Origin of the sequence: Variovorax sp. YR634 (genome assembly GCF_900106655.1) — a bacterium.
Lineage (GTDB): Bacteria > Pseudomonadota > Gammaproteobacteria > Burkholderiales > Burkholderiaceae_C > Variovorax.
The window spans coordinates 1-19,276 of the sequence record NZ_FNOL01000031.1 but is presented as its reverse complement, the minus strand read 5'-3'; the positions used below and the strand labels follow the sequence as shown (position 1 = coordinate 19,276).

Sequence of the window (19,276 nt, the reverse complement as noted above, 5' to 3'; positions counted from 1 at the left end):
GGCGTGGTTCTCCTAATCGGGGTGTGTTTTACGAGTGACTGGGCAGGATGTCGAGCAGCGCGGCCGGCAGCTCGGCCTTCAGCGCCCACTGGCGCATGGCTTCGATGTCGGGGGCGAGATAACGATCGCGTTCGAGGAAGGCGACCTTCTGACGGATGGCGGCGAATTCGGCTTCGACCAGCGGCGAGCTCTTGAGCTTGCGCTTGAGTTCGATGCCTTGGGCGGCGGCCATGGCTTCGATGCCGACGACCACGGCCGTGTTGTTGACCATGTCAGCCAGGCGTCGGCCCGCGAAGGTGGCCATCGAGACGTGGTCTTCCTGGTTGGCCGAGGTGGGCAGGCTGTCGACGCTGGCGGGATGTGCGAGCGACTTGTTTTCCGACGCCAACGCGGCCGCGGTGACCTGCGCGATCATGAAGCCCGAGTTGAGGCCACCGTCGCGCACCAGGAACGGCGGCAGGCCCGAAAGACCCGTGTCCAGCAGCAGCGCGATGCGGCGTTCGGCAATCGCGCCGACTTCGCTGATGGCCAGCGCGATGATGTCCGCTGCAAAGGCAACGGGTTCGGCGTGGAAGTTGCCGCCCGAGATCACCTCGCCGGTGTCGACGAACACCAGTGGGTTGTCCGACGCGGCATTGGCCTCGATGACCAGCACGCGCGCGGCGTGCGCGAGGTTGTCGAGGCAGGCGCCCATCACCTGCGGGATGCAGCGCACCGAGTACGGGTCTTGCACGCGGCCGCAGTCGGCGTGCGAGGGAACGATCTCGCTGCCTTCGAGCAGCGTGCGCACCGCGCCCGCCACGGCAATCTGGCCGAGCTGGCCGCGCGCGGCGTGGATGCGTGCGTCGAAAGGCTTGATCGAACCCTGGATGGCTTCGAGCGACAGCGCGCCCGACATCAGCGAAGAGGCGAACACGTCTTCCGCGCCGAACAGGCCGAAGAGCGCGAGCGCGGTCGACACCTGCGTGCCGTTGAGCAGCGCGAGGCCTTCCTTGGGGCCGAGCACGAAGGGTTCGAGGCCGATGCTGCGCATCGCCTCGGCGCCGCCGACGACCTTGCCATCGGCCAGGGTCGCCTGGCCTTCGCCGATCAGCACGCAGGCCATGTGCGCGAGCGGCGCGAGGTCGCCGGAAGCGCCGACCGAGCCCTTGCACGGAATGCTCGGCGTGACGCCCGCGTTGAACAGGGCCAGCAGCGCATCGACCAGCGCGGGCCGCACGCCCGAATGGCCGCGCGCCAGGCTCACGGCCTTGGTCGCGAGGATCATGCGCACGACGGGCGCGGCCAGCGGCTCGCCCGTGCCCACGCTGTGCGACAGCACCAGGTTGCGCTGCAGCTCGGCCAGGTGGTCGTTGCCGATGCGCGTGCTGGCGAGCTTGCCGAAGCCGGTGTTGATGCCGTAGACGACCTGGTCGTTCTCGACGATGTGGCGCACGGCGGCTTCGGCGCGAAGCATGCCGTCGCGCACCGACGGATCGAGCGCAAGTTGCACGCCGCCGGCCTGGATGCGTCGCAGCATCGCTAGATCGACCTTGCCGGGCATGAGGGTCAAAGTGGCATCTGGAGTGGCGGTGTGATTGCTTGGCATGTGAACCTGTCTATACAAGTAGTTGCGAGAGAAAACGTAGGTCTCTGAGGACGAAAAAAACTAGCCGAAGCTCGGGTTGCCGTCGGCTTTGAAACGGCTGCCCAGGCTGTAGCGTGAAGCGGGATGCAGGCAGCGCACCCATGTCACGGGCGTGTTGCGTATCCACGTGCGGCGCGTCAGCAGCAGGCAGGGGTCGGTGGACGCCATCGCGAGCCTCTGCGCCTGTTCCAGGTTGGGCAGCACGGCATCGACGACGTGTTCGATCTGGTCGAAGGGCACGTTGCGCACCAGGTACTCGCTGGGCGGCATGGTGGTGAAGTCCTGCTCGAGGTAGTCGGGCACGACCTGCGGGTTGACGTAGCGCTCTTCGAGCTGCACCGGCGTTTCGTTCTCCAGGTGCAGGCAGGCGCTGTGGAACACCGAGTCGCCCGCGCGCAGGTCGAGCCACGCAGCCACGTCTGGCGAGGCGGCGATGCGCTCGACCTCAATCATTTCGCAGCGGTAGTCGTGCCCGCGCTGGCGGATTTCACTGGCGATGTTGGCGATCTGCAGCAGCGTGGACTGCGGCTTGTTCTCGGCCACGAAGCTGCCGACGCCGGCCACGCGCACGATGCGGCCCTGCTCCACCAGCTCGCGCAGCGCGCGGTTCACCGTCATGCGGGCCATGCCGAACTGCGCCACCAGCTCGTGCTCCGAAGGCAGGCGGTGGCCGGGCGGCCACGTGCCGTCCTGGATCTTGCGGGAGATGTGATCCTTGACTTGCGCGTAGAGCGCGAGGGTCGGCAGGTCGCGTTTCATCGTTTCGGTCAATGCTCCGCCGCCGCCATCGACTCGGCGCGAATTTCTTCCGTCAGGCGCGCCTTGATGTCCATGAATTCCGGCGAGGTCTTGATGGTGTAGCTGCGCGGATGCGGAAAGTCGACCGCGATCTCGGTCTTGATGCGCCCCGGCCGCGCGCTGAACACCGCCACGCGGTTGGCCATGAAGATCGCCTCGTCGATGTCGTGCGTGACGAACAGCACCGTCTTCTGCGCCGACTCCCAGATGCCGAGCAGCAGCTCCTGCATCAGCACGCGGGTCTGGTTGTCGAGCGCGCCGAAGGGCTCGTCGAGCAGCAGCATCTTGGGGTCGTTGGCCAGCGCGCGCGCAATGGCCGTGCGCTGCTGCATGCCGCCCGAGAGCTGCTTCGGAAAGTGGTTCTCGAAACCGCGCAGGCCTACCTTGGCGATGAAGAACTCGCTGCGCTCCTTCTGGTCGGCCTCGCTCATGCCGCGCTCGCGCAGGCCGAAGCGGATGTTCTGCGCCACCGTGAGCCACGGGAACAGCGTGTAGCTCTGGAACACCACGCCGCGGTCGGCGCCCGGGCCATCGATGCGCTCGCCGTCGAGCAGCACCTGGCCGGTGGTCGGAAAGTCGAGCCCCGCCACGATGCGCAGCAGCGTCGACTTGCCGCAGCCCGAGGGGCCGAGGATGGTGACGAAGTCGTTTTCCTTCACCTCGAAGTCGATGGGCTGCAGCGCTTGCGTGCGTTGCCCCTTGGTGCCGGTGAAGACGCGTGACACGCCCTGGATGGAAAGTTGGTTCTTCGTCACAGTGCGGCCCATGCAAACAGACGGCGGTTCAATGCCTTGAAGGCGAAGTCGGAAAGGAGCCCGATGACGCCGATCACGATGATCCCGAAGATGATCTGGCCGGTGTTCAATAGCGCCTGGCTGTCGGTGATCATGTGGCCGATGCCCGACGAAGAGCCGATCAGCTCCGCCACGATCACGTACGTCCACGCCCAGCCCAGCACGAGGCGCAGCGTTTCAGCAATGCCCGGCGCGGCGCCCGGAATGAGCACGCGCGCCACGATGCCGCGGCTGTTGGCGCCCAGCGTGTAGGCGGCCTCGACGAGGTCGCGCCGCGCGCCGCCGACGGTAACGGCCACCATCAGCACGATCTGGAAGAACGAGCCGATGAAGATCACCAGCAGCTTCTGCATTTCGCCCAGGCCCGCCCACAGGATCAGCAGCGGAATGAAGGCCGAGGCCGGCAGGTAGCGGCAAAACGAGACAAAGGGCTCGAAGAAGGCTTCGACGGTCTTCCAGGTGCCCATGGCAATGCCCAGCGGCACCGCGAACACCGCCGCCAGCAGGAAGCCGCCGAACACGCGCCACACAGTCATGCCGATGTCGCCGATGAAGCCGTACTCGGTGAAGAGCAGCCAGCCCTCCTTGACCATGGTCGGCGGGCTCGCGAGGAAGGTCGGCGGCACGAAGCCGCCGAGCGTGGCAATGGCCCACACCAGCACGAAGACGACGAAGAACGCGAGCCCCAGCAGCACGCGCGCACGCGTGCCGATGGGTTCGAGCGGTGCGAACGCGCGGCGGCGCGCAGGCGCGACGACCGGCGCCGCTGCGGGCCTGGGGGCAGGCGCCGCGGCCACCGCGGCGGACGGCATTTGCGACATGGTCTTACTTGACGAAGCTTGCATCGAAGGTCGCGGCGAAATCTTCAGGCGCCTTGCGGATCACGCCGGCTTCCAGAAGGATGGGCGCGGCTTCCTTCATGAAGCTGGTGAGTTCGCCCGCGAAGAACTTCTGGTTGGCGGCCTTGTCCTGCCAGCGCAGGAAGGCCGACGACTTGGCGAACTGCTCGCCGCTCTGCTTCACGGCCGAGCCCATGAGCTCGTTCGACTTCTCCGGCTCGGCCTTGATCATGTCGAGCGCCTCGAAGTACGACTTGGTGAGCGCGGCGGCGGCCTTGGCGTTGGCCTTGAGCCAGGTGGGCGCGCAGCCGACGGTGTCCATCACCATCGGGTAGTCGAGCGTGGTGGCCAGGATCTTGCCGGCGGCGGGGTTCGCGCGCACGGTCGAGAGGTATGGCTCATAGGTCATGGCGGCGTCGTTCTGGCCGGCCACGAAAGCCTGGGCCGAGGCCTGCGGCGACAGCGTGGTCGTCTTCACGTCCTTCAGCGTCATGCCGTTCTTATTGAGCATCCAGGCCAGGCCGAAGTAAGGCGCGGTGCCGGGGGCGTCGACGCCGATGGTCTTGCCCTTGAGGTCGGAGAACTTGGTGATGTCGCCGCGCACCGCGAGGCCGTCGGCGCCGTAGGACTTGTCCATCTGGAAGATCTGCACGATGGGCACGCCGTTGGCGTTCCAGGCCACGTGCGTCTCGACCGTGGTGGCCGCGCACTGAATGGCGCCGGAAGCGAGGGCCAGGTGGCGGTCCTTCTGCGGGATCATCTTGAGTTCGACGTCGAGCCCGTTCTTCTTGAAGATGCCGGCCTTGTCGGCCAGCGAGAGCGGCGCGAAGCCGGTCCAGCCCGACATGCCGAGCGCGATCTTCGTCATGTCCTGGGCGGCGGCCGTTCCGGCCATGCCCGCTGCACACGCACCTGCTGCAAGCAGCGAAGCGACTTTCACAACTACCGTCTTCTTGACCATGGGTACTCCTGGGTCTGTTTCTTTGGAAAAGGCTCGGCGGCGGGCCCGATGGCCGGGTAACGCACGCCTCGCATTGTTGCCAAGCGCCCCAACTTGTATATACAGGATAACCCGAAAGGTCATTTTTGGTGCACTTCCTTAGGAAATGCACCGCTTTGCTGTCTAGACAAGGGAGGCCGCGGGACGGGGATGAGCATCGCAAACCTCGTGCCACAGTCATATCGACGGGGCTGGGGGACAATCGACGGCCCGCCCCCTTTTGCCCTCTGCGCCTCCTTTCCGACCTCCCACCGCCGCCTGTGTCCTCCCTCGCTCCCCACCCCATCGACGTCTCCGGCAGCAGCGCCCCTTCCGACATCCTCCACGAGGTCTTCGGCTATGCGCAGTTCCGGGGGGCCCAGCAGGACATCGTCGATCACGTGGTGGGCGGCGGCGATGCGCTGGTGCTGATGCCCACGGGTGGCGGCAAGTCGCTGTGCTATCAGATTCCCGCCATCGCGCGGCAGCGTGCGGGGCGCGGCGTGGCGATCGTGGTGTCGCCGCTGATCGCACTGATGCACGACCAGGTGGGCGCGCTGCACGAGGCCGGGGTGAGCGCTGCCTTTCTCAATTCGACGCTCGACTGGGAGCAGACGCAGGACGTGGAGCGCCGCATGCTGCGCGGCGAGATCACGCTGCTGTATGCGGCGCCCGAGCGCGTGAACACGCCGCGCTTCCTGTCGCAGCTCGATTCGCTGAAGGAGCGCGGCAAGCTCTCGCTGTTTGCCATCGACGAGGCGCATTGCGTGAGCCAGTGGGGCCACGACTTCCGCCCCGAGTACCGCGCGCTGACTGTGCTGCACGAGCGCTACGCGGGCGTGCCGCGCATCGCGCTCACGGCCACGGCCGACGACCTGACGCGGGCCGACATCGTCGAGCGACTGCAGCTGGAGGACGCGCGCCAGTTCGTCTCCAGCTTCGACCGGCCGAACATCCGCTACACCATCGTCGAGAAGAAAGACGCCACCACGCAGCTGCTGCGCTTCATCGAGCGCGAACACGAAGGCGATGCGGGCGTGGTCTATTGCCAGTCGCGCAAGCGGGTGGAAGACGTGGCCGTGACGCTGCGCGACGCGGGCATCAACGCGCTGCCGTACCATGCGGGCCTCGATGCGGCGGTGCGACAGAAGCACCAGGACCGCTTCCTGCGCGAAGAAGGCATCGTGATGGTCGCGACCATCGCCTTCGGCATGGGCATCGACAAACCCGACGTGCGTTTTGTCGGCCACCTCGACATGCCGAAGAACATCGAGGGCTACTACCAGGAAACCGGCCGCGCGGGCCGCGACGGCGGCCCCGCCGACGCCTGGATGGCCTACGGCCTGCAGGACGTGGTGAACCAGCGCCGCATGATCGACGAGAGCCCCGCAGGCGAAGAGTTCAAGCAGGTGATGCGCGGCAAGCTCGATGCGCTGCTCTCGCTGGCCGAAGCCAGCGACTGCCGCCGCGTGCGGCTCCTGGGCTACTTCGGCGAGAAGAGCACGCCCTGCGGCAACTGCGACAACTGCCTGAACCCGCCGCAGGTGTGGGACGGCACCGATGCCGCGCGCAAGCTGCTGAGCACCATCTACCGCGTGCAGCAGTTGAGCGGCATCAGCTTCGGCGCGGGGCACATCATGGACATCCTGCGCGGCAAGCCGACCGAGAAGGTCAAGCAGTTCGGCCATGAGCGCGTCAGCACCTTCGGCATTGGCGCGGAGTTCAGCGAGGTGGCGCTGCGCGGCGTGCTGCGCCAGCTGATTGCCACCGGTGCGCTGGCGGTGGACGCGGAGGCGTTCAACACGCTGAAGCTCACGGAAGGCTCGCGCGCGGTGCTCAAGGGCGAGGCGAGCGTGACGCTGCGCGAGTCGGTTTCGTCACCGGCCGAGCGCAAGCCCCGGCGCGAGAAGGTCGCCAAGGGCGCGCCATCGCCGGCCGCAGCCAAGCTCGACGACATGGGCAAGAAGCGCTTCGAAGCGCTCAAGGCCTGGCGTGCCGAGGTGGCGAAGGAGCACAACCTGCCGGCCTACGTGATCTTCCACGACGCCACGCTGGCAGCCATTGCCGAGCGCGCGCCCGCGACGCTCGAAGACCTGCAGGGCATCAGCGGGATCGGCACCAAGAAGCTCGAGGCCTACGGCAGCGAGGTGCTTCGCGTCTGCGAAGCCTTCTGACGCCAGAGCATCTTCGAGGGGAACCGCATTGGACACCCGCCAGATGCGCTGCGTGGTCGCGATCGCCGAGGCGGGCAGCCTCACGAAGGCGGCCGAGCGGCTGGGCCTGGCGCAGCCAGCGCTCACGCAAACGCTGAACCGGCTCGAAAAGGAGCTCGGCACACCGCTCTTCACGCGCTCGCGCCGCGGGGCCACGCTCACCGACGCGGGCCTGGCCGTCATCGACGACCTGCGCGCCAGCCTTGCCTATGGCGACACGGCCGCAGAGCGCGCCCGCGCGATAGGCGCCGGACGCGCAGGCCGGCTCACGATCGGCTTCGTGACGCATGCGGTCTACCAGGTGCTGCCGAACGCGCTGCGCCGGCTGCGCGTCGAGCATCCGCAGCTCGACGTGGTGCTGCGCGAGATGAGCAATGCCGAGCAGGTGGCGGCGCTGGAAGGCGGGCGCATCGACATCGCGCTGCTGCATCCGCCGGTGTCAGTCACGGCCCGGGTGCACGAGCTGCGGCTGGGCGAGGAGCCGATGATCGCCGCGCTGCCCGCCGCCTGGCCACTGGACGACGACGGCTGCGTGTCGCTCGCCGACATCGCGCGGCACGGGCTGGTGTGGTTTCCGGAGCAGCAGATACCCGCCCTGCGCGCGCAGCTGCTGGGCGCGCTGCGCCGCGCCGGCCACGAGACGCGCGTGGTGCAGGACGCCAACCGCACGCTGACGGTGCTGGCCTGCGTGGCTGCGGGGCTGGGCTGGTCGCTGCTGCCGCGCTCGGTGCGCGCACTGCAGCACGAGGGCGTGCGCTATGCCGAAGTGCGCGATGGCGCGGGGCTGCCGGCCTTCGAGCTTTCGGCTCTGTGGCTGGCGCGCTCGCGGCCGACCTTCGCGGACACCTTCGCCGCCATGCTGCGCGGCTGAGGCACGGCCCCGATCAATCCATCTGGATCTTGTTGTCCTTGGCGAGCTTGGTCCACTTGGTGATCTCGGCACGGCGGAAGCCGTCGAGCTCGGCGGGGCTGGAGCCGATCACCTCGGCGCCCAATGCTTCGAGCCGGCCGCGCACCTCCGGGTCCTTGAGCGTGGCCGCGAGTTCCTTCGAAAGCCGCTCCACCACCGGCGCGGGCGTGCCGGCCGGCACGAACACCGCATTCCATTCGTAGACCTCGTAGCCGGGCAGGCCGGCCTGCGCCACCGTGGGCAACTGAGGCAAGGCGGGCGCATGCGCCTTGCCGGTCACCGCCAGCGCGCGCAGCTTGCCGCCCTGGATGAAGGGCAGGCTCGAAGCCATGCTGGCAAAGAACACAGGCACGTGCCCCGACATCACGTCGGTTAGCGCGGGGCCGCCGCCCTTGTAGGCCACGTGCGTCATCTGGACGCCAGCCATCGAGGCGAACAGTTCGCCCGCCAGATGCTGCGCCGAGCCGTTGCCCGACGAGGCGTAGTTGATGCCGCCCGGCTTCGCCTTGGCCTGCGCGATCAGGTCGGCCACGTTCTTCATCGGTGCCGACGGATTCACCACCAGCACGTTGGGCACCTTCACCAGCAGGGACACCGGCGCCAGTTCGCGCAGCGTGTCGAAGGGCATCTTGCGCAGCGCGGGGTTCTGCGCGTGATTGGAGGCGTCGAGCAGCACGGTGTAGCCGTCGGGCGAACTCTTGGCGACCAGGTCGCCTCCGATGGCGCCGCCGGCACCGCCGCGGTTGTCGATCACCACCGGCTGACCCAGCTTCGCCGACAGCTTGGGCGCAACGATGCGCGCCACGGCGTCGACCGTGCCGCCGGGCGGATAGCTCACGACCAGCCGCACGGGCTTGGCCGGCCACGCCTGGGCCTGCGCGCTGACGCCGCCCATCAGCAGGGCCGCGCCCACGAGGGCAAGGGGAACGGCGCGCAGCAGGCGCGCGCGAGAGATTTCGTTGGTCATTGGTCGATGTCTCCTGTATTGAACTTGAACAAGCGGGCCGGCGTGTCGACCAGGATGCGGCGGCGCACAGCGGCGTCGGGCACCCAGTCGGCCAGAGCCGCGTGTGCGGTGGCGAAATCGGCGATCTCGCGGTGCTGCGTGTGCGGCCAGTCGCTGCCCCACACGAGGCGTTCGGGGCCGAAGGACTTCAGCAGTGCCTGTGCGGCGTCGTGCGCGGCCGTGGCTGCGGTGGCCACGGGCCAGCTCCGGTAGGCGGCCGACAGCTTGACCCAGATGCGTTCGCAGGCCGCGGCGGCAAGCAGCCAGGCGAAGCCTTCGTCAGCGATGGCCGGCGCCGACGCGGGGCGGCCGAAGTGGTCCACGACCAGCGCGCATCCGGCGTCGAGCACGGCCCGTGCGGCCAGCGGCAGGTCGCGCGATTCGCGATGCAGCTCCACATGCCAGCCCAGCGCATGCACGCGGGCGAAAAGCCGCTGCCAGTCCGGCCGCAAGAAGTCGGGCAGCGGCATGCCCACGATGTTGAGGCGGATGCCGACGACGCCGGCGTCGGCCATCGCCTGCAGCGTGGCGTCGTCCACCCGCGGATCGACCACCGCAACACCGCGCAGGCGAGCGGGGCTGGCGCGCAGCGCATCAATCAGGAAACGGTTGTCGGTACCGAGGAAGCTGGGCTGCACCAGCACGCCGTGCGAGACGCCGTGCGCATCGAGCAAGGCGAGGTACTCAGCCAGCGTGGCGTCGTAGTCGGGCGCATGCCGGCGCATCTCCGCCAGGGGCAGGCCGCGCACGAACACATGGGCGTGGCTGTCGATAGCGGTGATGGCGGAGAAGGGCACTGCGTTGTCTCTGTCGGATTCGTTGTGTGTCCGCGGGGTTGCGGACGTGGGCGAGTATCCGAAGAGCAATGCCTGTTGGGAACGTGTCTCCCGGTTGCGTTTGGATAAGCGCGGCTTATGGCGCTCAGTTCGCTGTCGGGGGCAGCGTGATCGGCACCGGCCGCGTCAGCAGGTCGACGTACAGCTCGAAGAAGCGCGCGTTGTCGAACTTCTTCACCACCGTCATCTTCTGAAGCGTCGCCCCCGCCGGCTGCGAGGTGTAGCCGATGGATTGGCCGTTGTTGGCGGCACCGGGCTTGGCGATCACGTCGACGTAGCGGTCCACGGTCTGCGTGGCGTAGCTCGGGTCGATCAGGTAGGCCAGCGTGAGGGTGTCCCAGATGTTCTGCGTGTAGTTCGGGTTGGTCTCGAAGCCGTTCTTGCCGTCGAAGCCGTAGCCGTTGAGCTTCTGGAACACGTCGGTCACGGCCGTGGGCTTGGCGGCGTGCGCGATGCGGTCGTAGATGGGCTTGGTGAGGAACACGGTGTCGGTCACGTCCAGCGGCACCACCACCTGCGGGATCGGCAGCCGCACCACGAACTGCGCGGCGTCGGGGTCGAACCACCAGTTGAACTCGGCAGCCTTGGTGGTGTTGCCCGGCACGTCGATGGCGCCGCCCATGTAGATGATCTTCTTGATGAGCGGGACGATCTCTGGGTTCTGCTTCACCGCGAGCGCGATGTTGGTGAGCGGGCCGATGGCCAGGATGGTGATCTCGTTCGGGTTGGCCTTCACGGTGTCGACGATGAAGTCGACCGCGCTCTTGCGCTGCACCACGGTGTGCTGGGCGAAGCCGTCGGGCGAGGGCTTGAGGTCGGCGTCGGTCTTGGGTTCAGGGCCGCCCCAGGCGCCGAGGTAGCCGTCGCCGCCAGCGCCGGCGGCCATTTCGGCTTCCACGTCGGCGAAGGTGTGGTTGAGCGCGTAGTTCGCACCCACGTAGATGCCGATGTTGCCGCCCACCCCGAGCCGCTCCACCGACATCAGCGCGTCGGACACGCCCTGCTTGAGCCACTGGTTGCCCGAGACCACGCTGATGCCCATGACCTGTACCTGGCCCGTGGCCTGCAGCTGCGCGGCCATGACGCCGAGCTGGCCGTCGTCGCTCATGGTGTTGTAGTCGCTGTCGATGATGATCTTCTGCGCGCTGGTGGAGCCGCCCGATCCGCCGCCACCGAAGCCCGGACCGAGGCCGATGCCGCCGCCTCCATCGCCACCTCCGCCGCAGCCCGCCAACACCGTGATGACGGCGAAGAACATCGCCCCGATCCATTTGCGCATCTTCTTCTCCTGAAACTAGGAATTTGGTTTTCAGGCTTCGACACCGAATACCACTGAAATACAAACGTTTGCGCAAAGCTTTGCGCAAACGTTTGCTGACTCTAAATGGCGAGCCACGGGTGTGGCAAGCACCATGGCCTAGGGGTTTTCCGCGGGAACGGAGAGAAGGGTCAGCCCGGGTTGGGCTGGGGGTCGATCAAGCGGTTCTCGCGCAGCGGCGAGCGGCCCGGCATATAGGGTTGCTCCACGTCGGCCTGCTCTGTCTTCTCCAGGCCCGAGGCGGCGGACTTGGCCGACCCGGCCGGGCAGGCGCCGGTGCTGCGCAGCGTGAGCGCCGCGGACAGCCGCGCCTCGTCTTTATCGCCAAGCTGATGGCTGAAGTCGTCGGCCACGGTGCAGCCGGGGTTGGGCGTGAAGCCGTCGCCGTAGTCGCCGTAGCCCTGCTGGTTCACGCCCTTGAACTGGATCGCGAAGTAGGTGGTGCCGCAGTTGTCCTGCGGGTAGAAGCCGTAGGGCTTGCCGCAGGTGGTGCCGCCGACAAGGTTGACGGTGACGCCCACGCCCCGAAGGCTGTTGACGACAGACTCGCTCGCCGAGCAGGTGTCTGGGCCGGTCAGCACGGTGACGCGCGAGAGGCCGAGCGTAGGCAGGGCCTGACCGCTGCGGCTGGTGGCGGTGAAGGGCGTGAGAGTCTGCGCGACTGTCAGGTGGAAGGGGTTCTTGTCGTTGAAGGCAAGTTGCTCGAAGGTCTTGCCCGCGGTCACTGACGGCGACGAGATCATGTAGGCCAGCCGGCTGGCAATGAGCAGCTGGCCGCCGCCGTTGTAGCGCATGTCGAGCACGAGGTCCTGGATGCCGGCGCCCTGCTTAAAGGTGTTCACCGCGGAGATGAGCTGCGCCTCGGAGGTCGTGATGTGGTCGTTGAACAGCAGGTAGCCGACGCGGCCGCTGCCGGTGTCGATGACCTGGACGTTCTGCACCGGCGTGCTGGTGATCTTGGCCGCCGTCAGCTGCACGGCAGGCTGCGCCGTGCCGCCCACCTCGAAGGTGAAGGTGTGCGATTCGCCAATGGCCTTGGGCGACAGGGCCGCGTTGATCGCGTTGACGTTGGCGGTGCCTGTGCTGCTGACGACGTTGATACCGTCGATCGTGAGGATCTTCGCGCCGCGCTGCAGGCCCGCCGTGGTGGCGGGCGAATTCGGCTCGACGAAGGCGATGCGGATGTCGCGCGGCGGCGAGCTGCGCACCGACGCCGTTTCCATGCCGTAGCCGGCCGACACGCCGCCCTGCGACAGCTGGCGGTACACCTCGGTGTCGTACGTGAAGTGAAAGCGGTCCTTGGCGCGGCCCGAGTTCGTGGTGGCCGTGGTCTTGAGCACGTTGAACCAGGTGATCGGCGTGGCGTAGTCGGCCGCCTTGAGGGTGGTCGGCACCTCGCCGTACCAGAGGTAGGTTTCGTCGATCCAGCCGCGCACCCAGCTTTTCTCGTTGTCGAGCGTGCCGCTGTGGTCGGGGTAGGCCGTGCCGGTGTCGGGGTTGATGCCGCTGCGCGGCGCGGCGCACAGGCCGGCGACCGTGGCCGAGGCGACGATGCCGCTGCCGCCGTCGCCGTCGCCGCCGCTGGCGGGCGGCGGTGTGGTGGTGCCGGGCACCAGGCCGATCGGCAAACCACCGCCCCCGCCTCCACCACCGCCGCCTCCACAGCCCGCCAGCAGGCAGGCCACGGCGAGCGCAGCGCTTGCTGCTGCAGCCCATGTGCCAGGAGGCGGCAGTTGCCGCGCGTCATCGACCTTGCGAGAGCCCATGTGTTCCTCCTTGTTCTTCCTCACAGCACCGTCTTCTTCGTCCGGCTGCTGCCATTGAAGCCGGCTACTGCAGGAAGCCCATGCCGCGCGATTCGCGCACTTCAGGCTTGATGCGGTGCTCGGCTTCGAGCTGGTCGAGAAACTCGGTCGCGGAAAACTCCGCCGCGAGGATATCGACCTGTCGTTTCACCGCCGCGAAATCCCCCGGGCACAGCTGCGTCAGCGGTGCCAGCCGCGAGCGCATGGCGCTCGTCATGAGTGCGGCGTCGCCGGCGAGCGCCTCGGTGATGAACATGCGCTCCCGCTGCGTGGCGGTGAGCGGCATGAACTTGATCTTGAAGGTGAAGCGCCGCAGCGCAGCCTGGTCGAGCCGGTCGAGCAGGTTGGTGGTGCAGATGAAGACGCCGTTGAAGCGCTCCATGCCCTGCAGCATCTCGTTGACCTCGGTGACCTCGTAGGTGCGCTGCGCGCCGCGCCGGTCCTGCAGGAAGCTGTCGGCCTCGTCGAGCAGCAGCACGGCCTTTTCATTCTCGGCCTCGCGGAACATGGCGGCCATGTTCTGCTCGGTTTCGCCGACGTACTTGCTCATCAGGTCGCTGGCCTGCTTGACGATGAGCGGGCGGCCCACGGCCTTGGCGATGTGTTCGGCCAGCGCGGTCTTGCCGGTGCCTGGTGCGCCGTAGAAGCACAGCGTGCCGTGGCCGCGTGCCTTCAGTGCCTCGACGATGCGCGGGATCTCGAAGCGGGTCTCGACGTTGAGCATGTCGAGGTCGTAGGTGGTGACGCTACGGCGCTCGCCGCGGCCGCTGTCGAGCGTACCCAGTGCCAGGTCGGCGTTGCGCAGCTGGCGCTCTATGAGCGCTTCCATCGATGCGTCGTCGGTTCGCGCGAGCCCTGCGAAACGCACTGCCGTGCGGATCTGCGCGGGCGTGAGACCCTTGCGCTCGGCCAGCTTGGCAGTGAAGGCCTCGGACACGACCACGCCTTCGAGCGTCTTCTTCACGAGCTGCTCTCGCGCGCCGGGCGGCGGCGACTTGAGCTCGAGGTGATAGGCGAAGCGGCGGCGGAAGGCCGGGTCGATCTGCTCGATGCGGTTGGTGACCCACAGCGTGGGCACGGGGTTGGCCTCGAGGATCTGGTTGACCCAGGCCTTGCCGCTGACGCTGCCACTGGTGGGCGCCGGAATCTGCTCGGCGCGCGCCATGAATTGCGCGGCTTCTGTGCTGATGGGCGGGAAGACGTCTTCGACTTCGTCGAACAGCAGCGCGGCCTGCGCGCTGCCCTTGAGGAACACCTGCGCGATCTGCAGCGAGCGGTAGCGGTCGCGGCCGCTCAGCGAGTTGCCATCGCGGTCTGCGTATTCGACTTCGAAGAGCTCGAGTCCGGCGGCCTGCGCAACGACTTTCGCGAGTTCGGTCTTGCCGGTGCCGGGCGGGCCGTAGAGCAGCACGTTGACGCCGGGCTCCTTGCGCGCGACCGCCGCGCGCAGCAGCGTGACGAGCATCTGCGCGTCTTCCTGCACGAAGGAAAAATCGTGCGGCGTGAGCGCGCTCTTGGCTGAAGGCCGCGTGAACACGGCCATCAACTCGTTGTGGTCGCGGTACTCGCGCATGAGCACCGGTGGCAGCTTCTCGCTGACCTTCATGAGGTCTGCAAGGTCGGTGATGTTGTGCTCGGAGATGAGGTTCTCGACGAGCCCGATGCGTTCGAGCCGCGAGCCCGCGCGCAGCGCCTCGCCCACTTCGCTTGCATTCACGCCCGCGATGTCGGCGATGGCGGCATAGGCCTCGGGTGCGTTGTTGACCTTGAACTCGACCAGCAGCGAGCGCAGGTCACGCTGGTAGCGCGCAAGCGTGCCGTAGAGCAGCAGCGCGCGCTCGGCCTTGTTGAGCTGCAGCAGGCCTGCGAGCGCATCGATGTTCTTCTCGACCAGCGTCGACTGCTTGCGCAGCGCATGCGTGAGCCAGTCGCGCGTGACGGCCAGCACCGAGAGCAGGTCCTTCGGCTGGTCCTTGGCGTATTCGTCGAGGTAGAAGAAGAGCGTGCCCTCTTCATACGGGCCGCGCCACACGCCGTGGCGCTCCAGCAGCGTGCGGCCGTCGAAGTCTTCGACGCCCTTCCATGCTTCGTTGCCCGCGCAGCGGCGTCCGAGGAATTCGCGCAGCCGCTGCAGTACCGCCGCGGGCCACACCAGGTGCCGCCCCGTGAGCGACAGGAGACCGTTGATATCGCGCCGCACATTGAAGCGCGGCCCCTGCTTGGCCGCGAGCGTGAGCACGAAGTGCGAGCACATGAGCTCGAGCACCGGCGCCTCCTTGAGGCCGGGCGACGGCAATGCCTGCCCGCGTACTGCAGCAGCCACTACATCGACACCCGCACGCTTGGCCATCAGGCAACCTCCAACGAGGACAATCTCAATCTCGGAGCGACCATAACGCAGACTTTTAGCTTCGGGAAGGCCAGTAAACGGGAAAAACCCTGATGGTGCGATTCCAGCCACAATGCGCGCCATGATCGGAATCCAGGAAATCGAGCGCGCCGCGGCGCGCCTGCAAGGCCAGGTGCTCAACACGCCGTGTGTCGAGTCACGCACCCTGTCGGAAATCGTCGGCGCTCAGGTGTTCCTGAAATTCGAGAACCTGCAGTTCACATCCTCGTTCAAGGAGCGGGGGGCGTGCAACAAGCTGGTCGATCTTTCTCAGAACGGTACACGCGGAGTGATCGCCATGTCTGCCGGCAACCATGCGCAGGGTGTGGCCTATCACGCGCAGCGCCTCGGATTGCGCGCCCTGATCGTGATGCCGCGCTTCACCCCTGGTGTGAAGATCGAACGCACGCGCGGCTTCGGCGCCGAGGTGGTGCTGCACGGCGACACGCTGGAGGCGGCGCGGACCCACGCTTTTGAGCTTGCACAGCGCGAAGGGCTGACCTTCGTGCATCCCTACGACGACGAGGCAATCATCGCGGGCCAGGGCACGGTGGCGCTCGAGATGCTCGACGCCGTACCCGACCTGGACACGCTGGTGGTAGCGGTGGGCGGCGGCGGGCTGATCGCGGGCATGGCGGTCGCCGCGCGCGAGCGCAAGCCGGGCATCGAGATCGTCGGTGTGCAGACCACGCGCTTTCCGGCGATGGTCAACGCCATCAAGGGCACGCACCACGTGCAGGGCAAGAGCACGATCGCCGAAGGCATTGCGGTCGGCACGCCCGGCGTGCTGACGCAGGAAATCATCGCGAGCAAGGTCGACGACCTGCTGCTGGTGGACGAAGGCGACATCGAGCAAGGCGTGCTGATGCTGCTCGAAATCGAAAAGACGCTGGTCGAAGGCGCGGGCGCGGCGGGGCTGGCGGCGCTGATCCGGCACCCCGAACGCTTCAAGGGCAAGCGCGTGGGGCTGGTTCTGTCGGGCGGCAACATCGATCCACTGCTGCTAGCGGCCATCATCGAGCGGGGCATGGTGCGGGCTGGGCGGCTGGCCCGAGTGCGTGTCAGCGCGCGCGATGTGCCGGGCTCGCTGGCCCAGATTACGGCCACTGTGGCCGAAGCGGGCGCTAACGTCGATGAAGTTCACCATCAACGTGCCTTCACGATGCTGGCGGCGCAGAACGTCGACGTCGAGCTGGTGCTGCAGACGCGCGGGCGGGCCCATCTGGCCAGCGTGCTGGCCGCGTTGAAGGACGCGGGCTTCGAAGCTGAAGAGCAGCATTGAGCCGCAAGATCAACCCCGGCAAGCCTGATTCAGGGGCTCGCATCCCCCTAGACCGGCCCTGGGCTACCCGCCGGTAAAATGCCATCAGTTTGTCAATTGAGCCTTCGAGGAATTTCCCGATGTCCAACCCTACTCCCGTAGAGCCGAGCCACGCTGCCGCTGCCGAAAAAGACGCCGTCGAATCGGTCGTTCACCTGATGCCATTGGTGCTTCCGCTGGCCGGCGGCGTGCTGATGCTGCTTCTGGCATCGATCGCGGTCTTCTTGGCCTGACGCTGACAGGCACTGTCGCCTTTGTCTGCGGGCGGTGCGGCCCGCACTGACGCAATCTCCCGAAGCGAAACGTTTTCTCAAACGGACCTCCGTGCCTGAGCAGGCACAGCGCCCCGTTCGGAAAGACGATTTTTCAACTTAGGAGATTTTCCGATGAACGCACCCACGATGCAGGGCCTCAACATTCAGGCGCCCTCATACGTCAAGAACGCGAAACTGATTGCCTGGGTGGCCGACATGGCCGCGCTGTGCAAACCCGAAGCCATCCACTGGTGCGACGGGAGCAAGGAAGAATACGACCGCCTCTGCCAGCAACTGGTCGACGCCGGCACCTTCAAGAAGCTCAACCCCGCCAAGCGCCCCAATTCGTTCCTCGCGGTGTCCGACCCGAGCGACGTGGCGCGCGTCGAAGACCGTACCTTCATCTGCTCCGCAGAAAAGGAAAACGCCGGCCCCACCAACAACTGGATGGCACCGGCTGAAATGCGGGCGACGCTGCAGCCCCTGTTCGACGGCTGCATGAAGGGCCGCACGATGTACGTCGTGCCGTTCAGCATGGGCCCGCTGGGCTCGCCGATTGCCCACATTGGCATCGAACTGTCCGACTCGCCTTATGTGGCCGTCAACATGCGCATCATGACTCGCATGGGCAAGGCCGTGTACGAGGTGCTGGGCGCTGACGGCGACTTCGTGCCTTGCGTGCACACCGTGGGCGCGCCGCTCGAAGCCGGCCAGAAAGACGTGGTCTGGCCCTGCAACAAGACCAAGTACATCGTTCACTACCCCGAGACGCGCGAGATCTGGAGTTATGGCTCCGGCTACGGCGGCAACGCACTGCTGGGCAAGAAGTGCTTCGCGCTTCGCATCGCTTCCAACATGGGCCGCGACGAAGGCTGGCTGGCCGAGCACATGCTCATCCTGGGCGTGACGAGTCCCGAAGGCAAGAAGTACCACGTGGCGGCTGCGTTCCCCAGCGCTTGCGGCAAGACCAACTTCTCGATGCTGGTGCCGCCTGCCGGCTTCGAAGGCTGGAAGGTCACGACCATCGGCGACGACATCGCCTGGATCAAGCCCGGCAAGGACGGCCGCCTGTACGCCATCAATCCTGAAGCGGGTTACTTCGGCGTGGCGCCGGGCACCAACATGCTGACCAATCCGAACTGCATGGACAGCCTGCACCACGACGTGATCTTCACGAACGTGGCACTGACCGATGACGGCGACGTCTGGTGGGAAGGGATGGAGCAGGACACCAAGACGCTACCCGAGCATTTGATCGACTGGCAAGGCAATGACTGGACGCCGCAGATCGCCAAGGAGACTGGCGCCAAGGCAGCCCACCCGAACTCGCGTTTTACCGTGGCGGCCACGAACAACCCCGCGCTCGACGACGCTTGGGACGACCCGAAGGGCGTGGCAATCGACGCCTTCATCTTCGGCGGTCGGCGCTCGACCACCGTGCCGCTGGTGACCGAAGCCCGCAATTGGGTTGAAGGCGTCTATATGGCTGCGACCATGGGTTCAGAGACCACTGCCGCCGCCGCCGGCCAGCAAGGCGTGGTGCGCCGCGATCCGTTCGCGATGCTGCCGTTCATGGGCTACAACATGAGCGACTATTTCCAGCACTGGCTCAATCTCGGCAAGAAGCTGGAAGCCTCGGGCGCCAAGCTGCCGAAGATCTACACGACCAACTGGTTCCGCAAGGGTGCCGACGGCAAGTTTGTCTGGCCAGGCTACGGCGAGAACATGCGCGTGCTGAAGTGGATGATCGATCGCGTCGAAGGTAACAAGACGGAGGGCGTGGAGCACATCACCGGTGTGAGCCCGCGCTATGAGGATCTGAACTGGACGGGCCTGAACTTCAGCGCCGAGCAATTCGCCACGGTGACCAGTATTGACAAGGCAGCCTGGCAAGCGGAGTTGAAGCTGCACGCGGAACTGTTCAAGCAGCTGGAGCACCATCTGCCGACGGAATTGCCGGAAACCAAGGCTGCTATTGAGCAGCGCCTGGCCGCCTAATCACACTGGCTGCGTTAATAAAAAAAGCCCGATGGACTCATCGGGCTTTTTTGTTGCTGTGCATTTGGATATTTGCAAGTTCCAAAAGCCTCCTCCAAAGCAAAAACCCCCAGTCATTTCTGACTGGGGGTTTCTGGGCTGTAAGAGCCTGACGATGACCTACTTTCACACGGGAACCCGCACTATCAT

General features: G+C 66.6%; 15 protein-coding genes. 5 read left to right on the top strand and 10 right to left on the bottom strand.

Going from position 1 to position 19,276, the window contains the following annotated elements; translation table 11 throughout:
* Nucleotides 1–28: 28 nt before the first annotated feature.
* The 5 genes from hutH to BLV60_RS31170 are packed head-to-tail and all read right to left on the bottom strand — an operon-like array spanning nt 29 to nt 5,019.
* Nucleotides 29–1,588, bottom strand: a complete 1,560-nt coding sequence (gene hutH / locus BLV60_RS31190) for a histidine ammonia-lyase (protein ID WP_093059231.1) — start codon at nt 1,586–1,588, stop codon at nt 29–31.
* A 60-nt stretch (nt 1,589–1,648) separates the two neighbouring features.
* Nucleotides 1,649–2,386, bottom strand: a complete 738-nt coding sequence (hutC, locus tag BLV60_RS31185; protein ID WP_093059311.1) for a histidine utilization repressor — start codon at nt 2,384–2,386, stop codon at nt 1,649–1,651.
* Nucleotides 2,387–2,394: 8 nt separating this feature from the next.
* On the bottom strand, nt 2,395–3,192 hold the full coding sequence (locus BLV60_RS31180; protein WP_093059229.1) for an ABC transporter ATP-binding protein: 798 nt from the start codon (nt 3,190–3,192) through the stop codon (nt 2,395–2,397).
* The gene (locus BLV60_RS31175) at nt 3,177–4,031 is read right to left on the bottom strand and encodes an ABC transporter permease (protein ID WP_093059309.1); all 855 of its coding nucleotides are present in this window, start codon (nt 4,029–4,031) and stop codon (nt 3,177–3,179) included. The genes BLV60_RS31180 and BLV60_RS31175 overlap by 16 nt, the downstream gene beginning before the upstream one ends.
* 13 nt (nt 4,032–4,044) lie before the next feature.
* Nucleotides 4,045–5,019, bottom strand: coding sequence for an ABC transporter substrate-binding protein (locus BLV60_RS31170; RefSeq protein WP_093059227.1), 975 nt, complete (start codon nt 5,017–5,019; stop codon nt 4,045–4,047).
* A gap of 299 nt (nt 5,020–5,318) precedes the next feature.
* Here BLV60_RS31170 and recQ point away from each other — a divergent pair, with 299 nt between their 5' ends.
* Nucleotides 5,319–7,211, top strand: a complete 1,893-nt coding sequence (recQ, locus tag BLV60_RS31165; RefSeq protein ID WP_093059226.1) for a DNA helicase RecQ — start codon at nt 5,319–5,321, stop codon at nt 7,209–7,211.
* A gap of 28 nt (nt 7,212–7,239) precedes the next feature.
* On the top strand, nt 7,240–8,121 hold the full coding sequence (locus tag BLV60_RS31160; protein WP_093059224.1) for a LysR family transcriptional regulator: 882 nt from the start codon (nt 7,240–7,242) through the stop codon (nt 8,119–8,121).
* A gap of 13 nt (nt 8,122–8,134) precedes the next feature.
* On the opposite strand, the gene BLV60_RS31155 is transcribed toward BLV60_RS31160, so the two are convergent.
* The 5 genes from BLV60_RS31155 to BLV60_RS31135 all read right to left on the bottom strand — a co-directional run bounded on the left by BLV60_RS31155 (nt 8,135) and on the right by BLV60_RS31135 (nt 15,475).
* Nucleotides 8,135–9,127 (bottom strand): tripartite tricarboxylate transporter substrate binding protein, encoded by a 993-nt coding sequence (locus tag BLV60_RS31155; protein ID WP_093059222.1) that lies wholly within the window; start codon nt 9,125–9,127, stop codon nt 8,135–8,137.
* Nucleotides 9,124–9,963, bottom strand: a complete 840-nt coding sequence (locus BLV60_RS31150; RefSeq protein WP_256329657.1) for an amidohydrolase family protein — start codon at nt 9,961–9,963, stop codon at nt 9,124–9,126. Before BLV60_RS31150 ends, BLV60_RS31155 begins: the two co-directional genes overlap by 4 nt.
* A gap of 124 nt (nt 9,964–10,087) precedes the next feature.
* Nucleotides 10,088–11,281 (bottom strand): nucleoside hydrolase, encoded by a 1,194-nt coding sequence (locus BLV60_RS31145; RefSeq protein WP_093059218.1) that lies wholly within the window; start codon nt 11,279–11,281, stop codon nt 10,088–10,090.
* Between the two features lie 170 nt (nt 11,282–11,451).
* Nucleotides 11,452–13,086: a S41 family peptidase gene (locus BLV60_RS31140; protein ID WP_093059307.1), complete on the bottom strand. Its 1,635-nt coding sequence runs from the start codon at nt 13,084–13,086 to the stop codon at nt 11,452–11,454.
* Nucleotides 13,087–13,150: 64 nt separating this feature from the next.
* Complete coding sequence (locus BLV60_RS31135; protein WP_093059216.1) at nt 13,151–15,475, bottom strand: ATP-binding protein; 2,325 nt, start codon at nt 15,473–15,475, stop codon at nt 13,151–13,153.
* 121 nt (nt 15,476–15,596) lie between these two features.
* On the opposite strand from BLV60_RS31135, the gene BLV60_RS31130 reads away from it, so the two are divergent.
* The 3 genes from BLV60_RS31130 to BLV60_RS31125 all read left to right on the top strand — a co-directional run bounded on the left by BLV60_RS31130 (nt 15,597) and on the right by BLV60_RS31125 (nt 19,087).
* On the top strand, nt 15,597–16,796 hold the full coding sequence (locus BLV60_RS31130) for a threonine ammonia-lyase (RefSeq protein WP_176929023.1): 1,200 nt from the start codon (nt 15,597–15,599) through the stop codon (nt 16,794–16,796).
* Nucleotides 16,797–16,915: 119 nt separating this feature from the next.
* Entirely contained in the window at nt 16,916–17,068 is a 153-nt protein-coding gene (locus BLV60_RS34515) for a hypothetical protein (protein WP_176929020.1), read from the top strand.
* 153 nt (nt 17,069–17,221) lie between these two features.
* Nucleotides 17,222–19,087 (top strand): phosphoenolpyruvate carboxykinase (GTP), encoded by a 1,866-nt coding sequence (locus tag BLV60_RS31125; protein ID WP_093059212.1) that lies wholly within the window; start codon nt 17,222–17,224, stop codon nt 19,085–19,087.
* The last annotated feature ends 189 nt before the right edge of the window (nt 19,088–19,276 follow it).

Bases quoted from the DNA above. Each gene is read 5' to 3' on its own strand.
- hutC (WP_093059311.1), bottom strand. From the start codon at position 2,386: ATGAAACGCGACCTGCCGACCCTCGCGCTCTACGCGCAAGTCAAGGAT.
- BLV60_RS31170 (WP_093059227.1), bottom strand. From the start codon at position 5,019: ATGGTCAAGAAGACGGTAGTTGTGAAAGTCGCTTCGCTGCTTGCAGCA.
- BLV60_RS34515 (WP_176929020.1), top strand. From the start codon at position 16,916: ATGTCCAACCCTACTCCCGTAGAGCCGAGCCACGCTGCCGCTGCCGAA.
- BLV60_RS31140 (WP_093059307.1), bottom strand. From the start codon at position 13,086: ATGGGCTCTCGCAAGGTCGATGACGCGCGGCAACTGCCGCCTCCTGGC.
- BLV60_RS31145 (WP_093059218.1), bottom strand. From the start codon at position 11,281: ATGCGCAAATGGATCGGGGCGATGTTCTTCGCCGTCATCACGGTGTTG.
- BLV60_RS31155 (WP_093059222.1), bottom strand. From the start codon at position 9,127: ATGACCAACGAAATCTCTCGCGCGCGCCTGCTGCGCGCCGTTCCCCTT.
- BLV60_RS31180 (WP_093059229.1), bottom strand. From the start codon at position 3,192: ATGGGCCGCACTGTGACGAAGAACCAACTTTCCATCCAGGGCGTGTCA.
- hutH (WP_093059231.1), bottom strand. From the start codon at position 1,588: ATGCCAAGCAATCACACCGCCACTCCAGATGCCACTTTGACCCTCATG.
- BLV60_RS31125 (WP_093059212.1), top strand. From the start codon at position 17,222: ATGAACGCACCCACGATGCAGGGCCTCAACATTCAGGCGCCCTCATAC.
- BLV60_RS31175 (WP_093059309.1), bottom strand. From the start codon at position 4,031: ATGCCGTCCGCCGCGGTGGCCGCGGCGCCTGCCCCCAGGCCCGCAGCG.
- BLV60_RS31130 (WP_176929023.1), top strand. From the start codon at position 15,597: ATGATCGGAATCCAGGAAATCGAGCGCGCCGCGGCGCGCCTGCAAGGC.
- BLV60_RS31135 (WP_093059216.1), bottom strand. From the start codon at position 15,475: ATGGCCAAGCGTGCGGGTGTCGATGTAGTGGCTGCTGCAGTACGCGGG.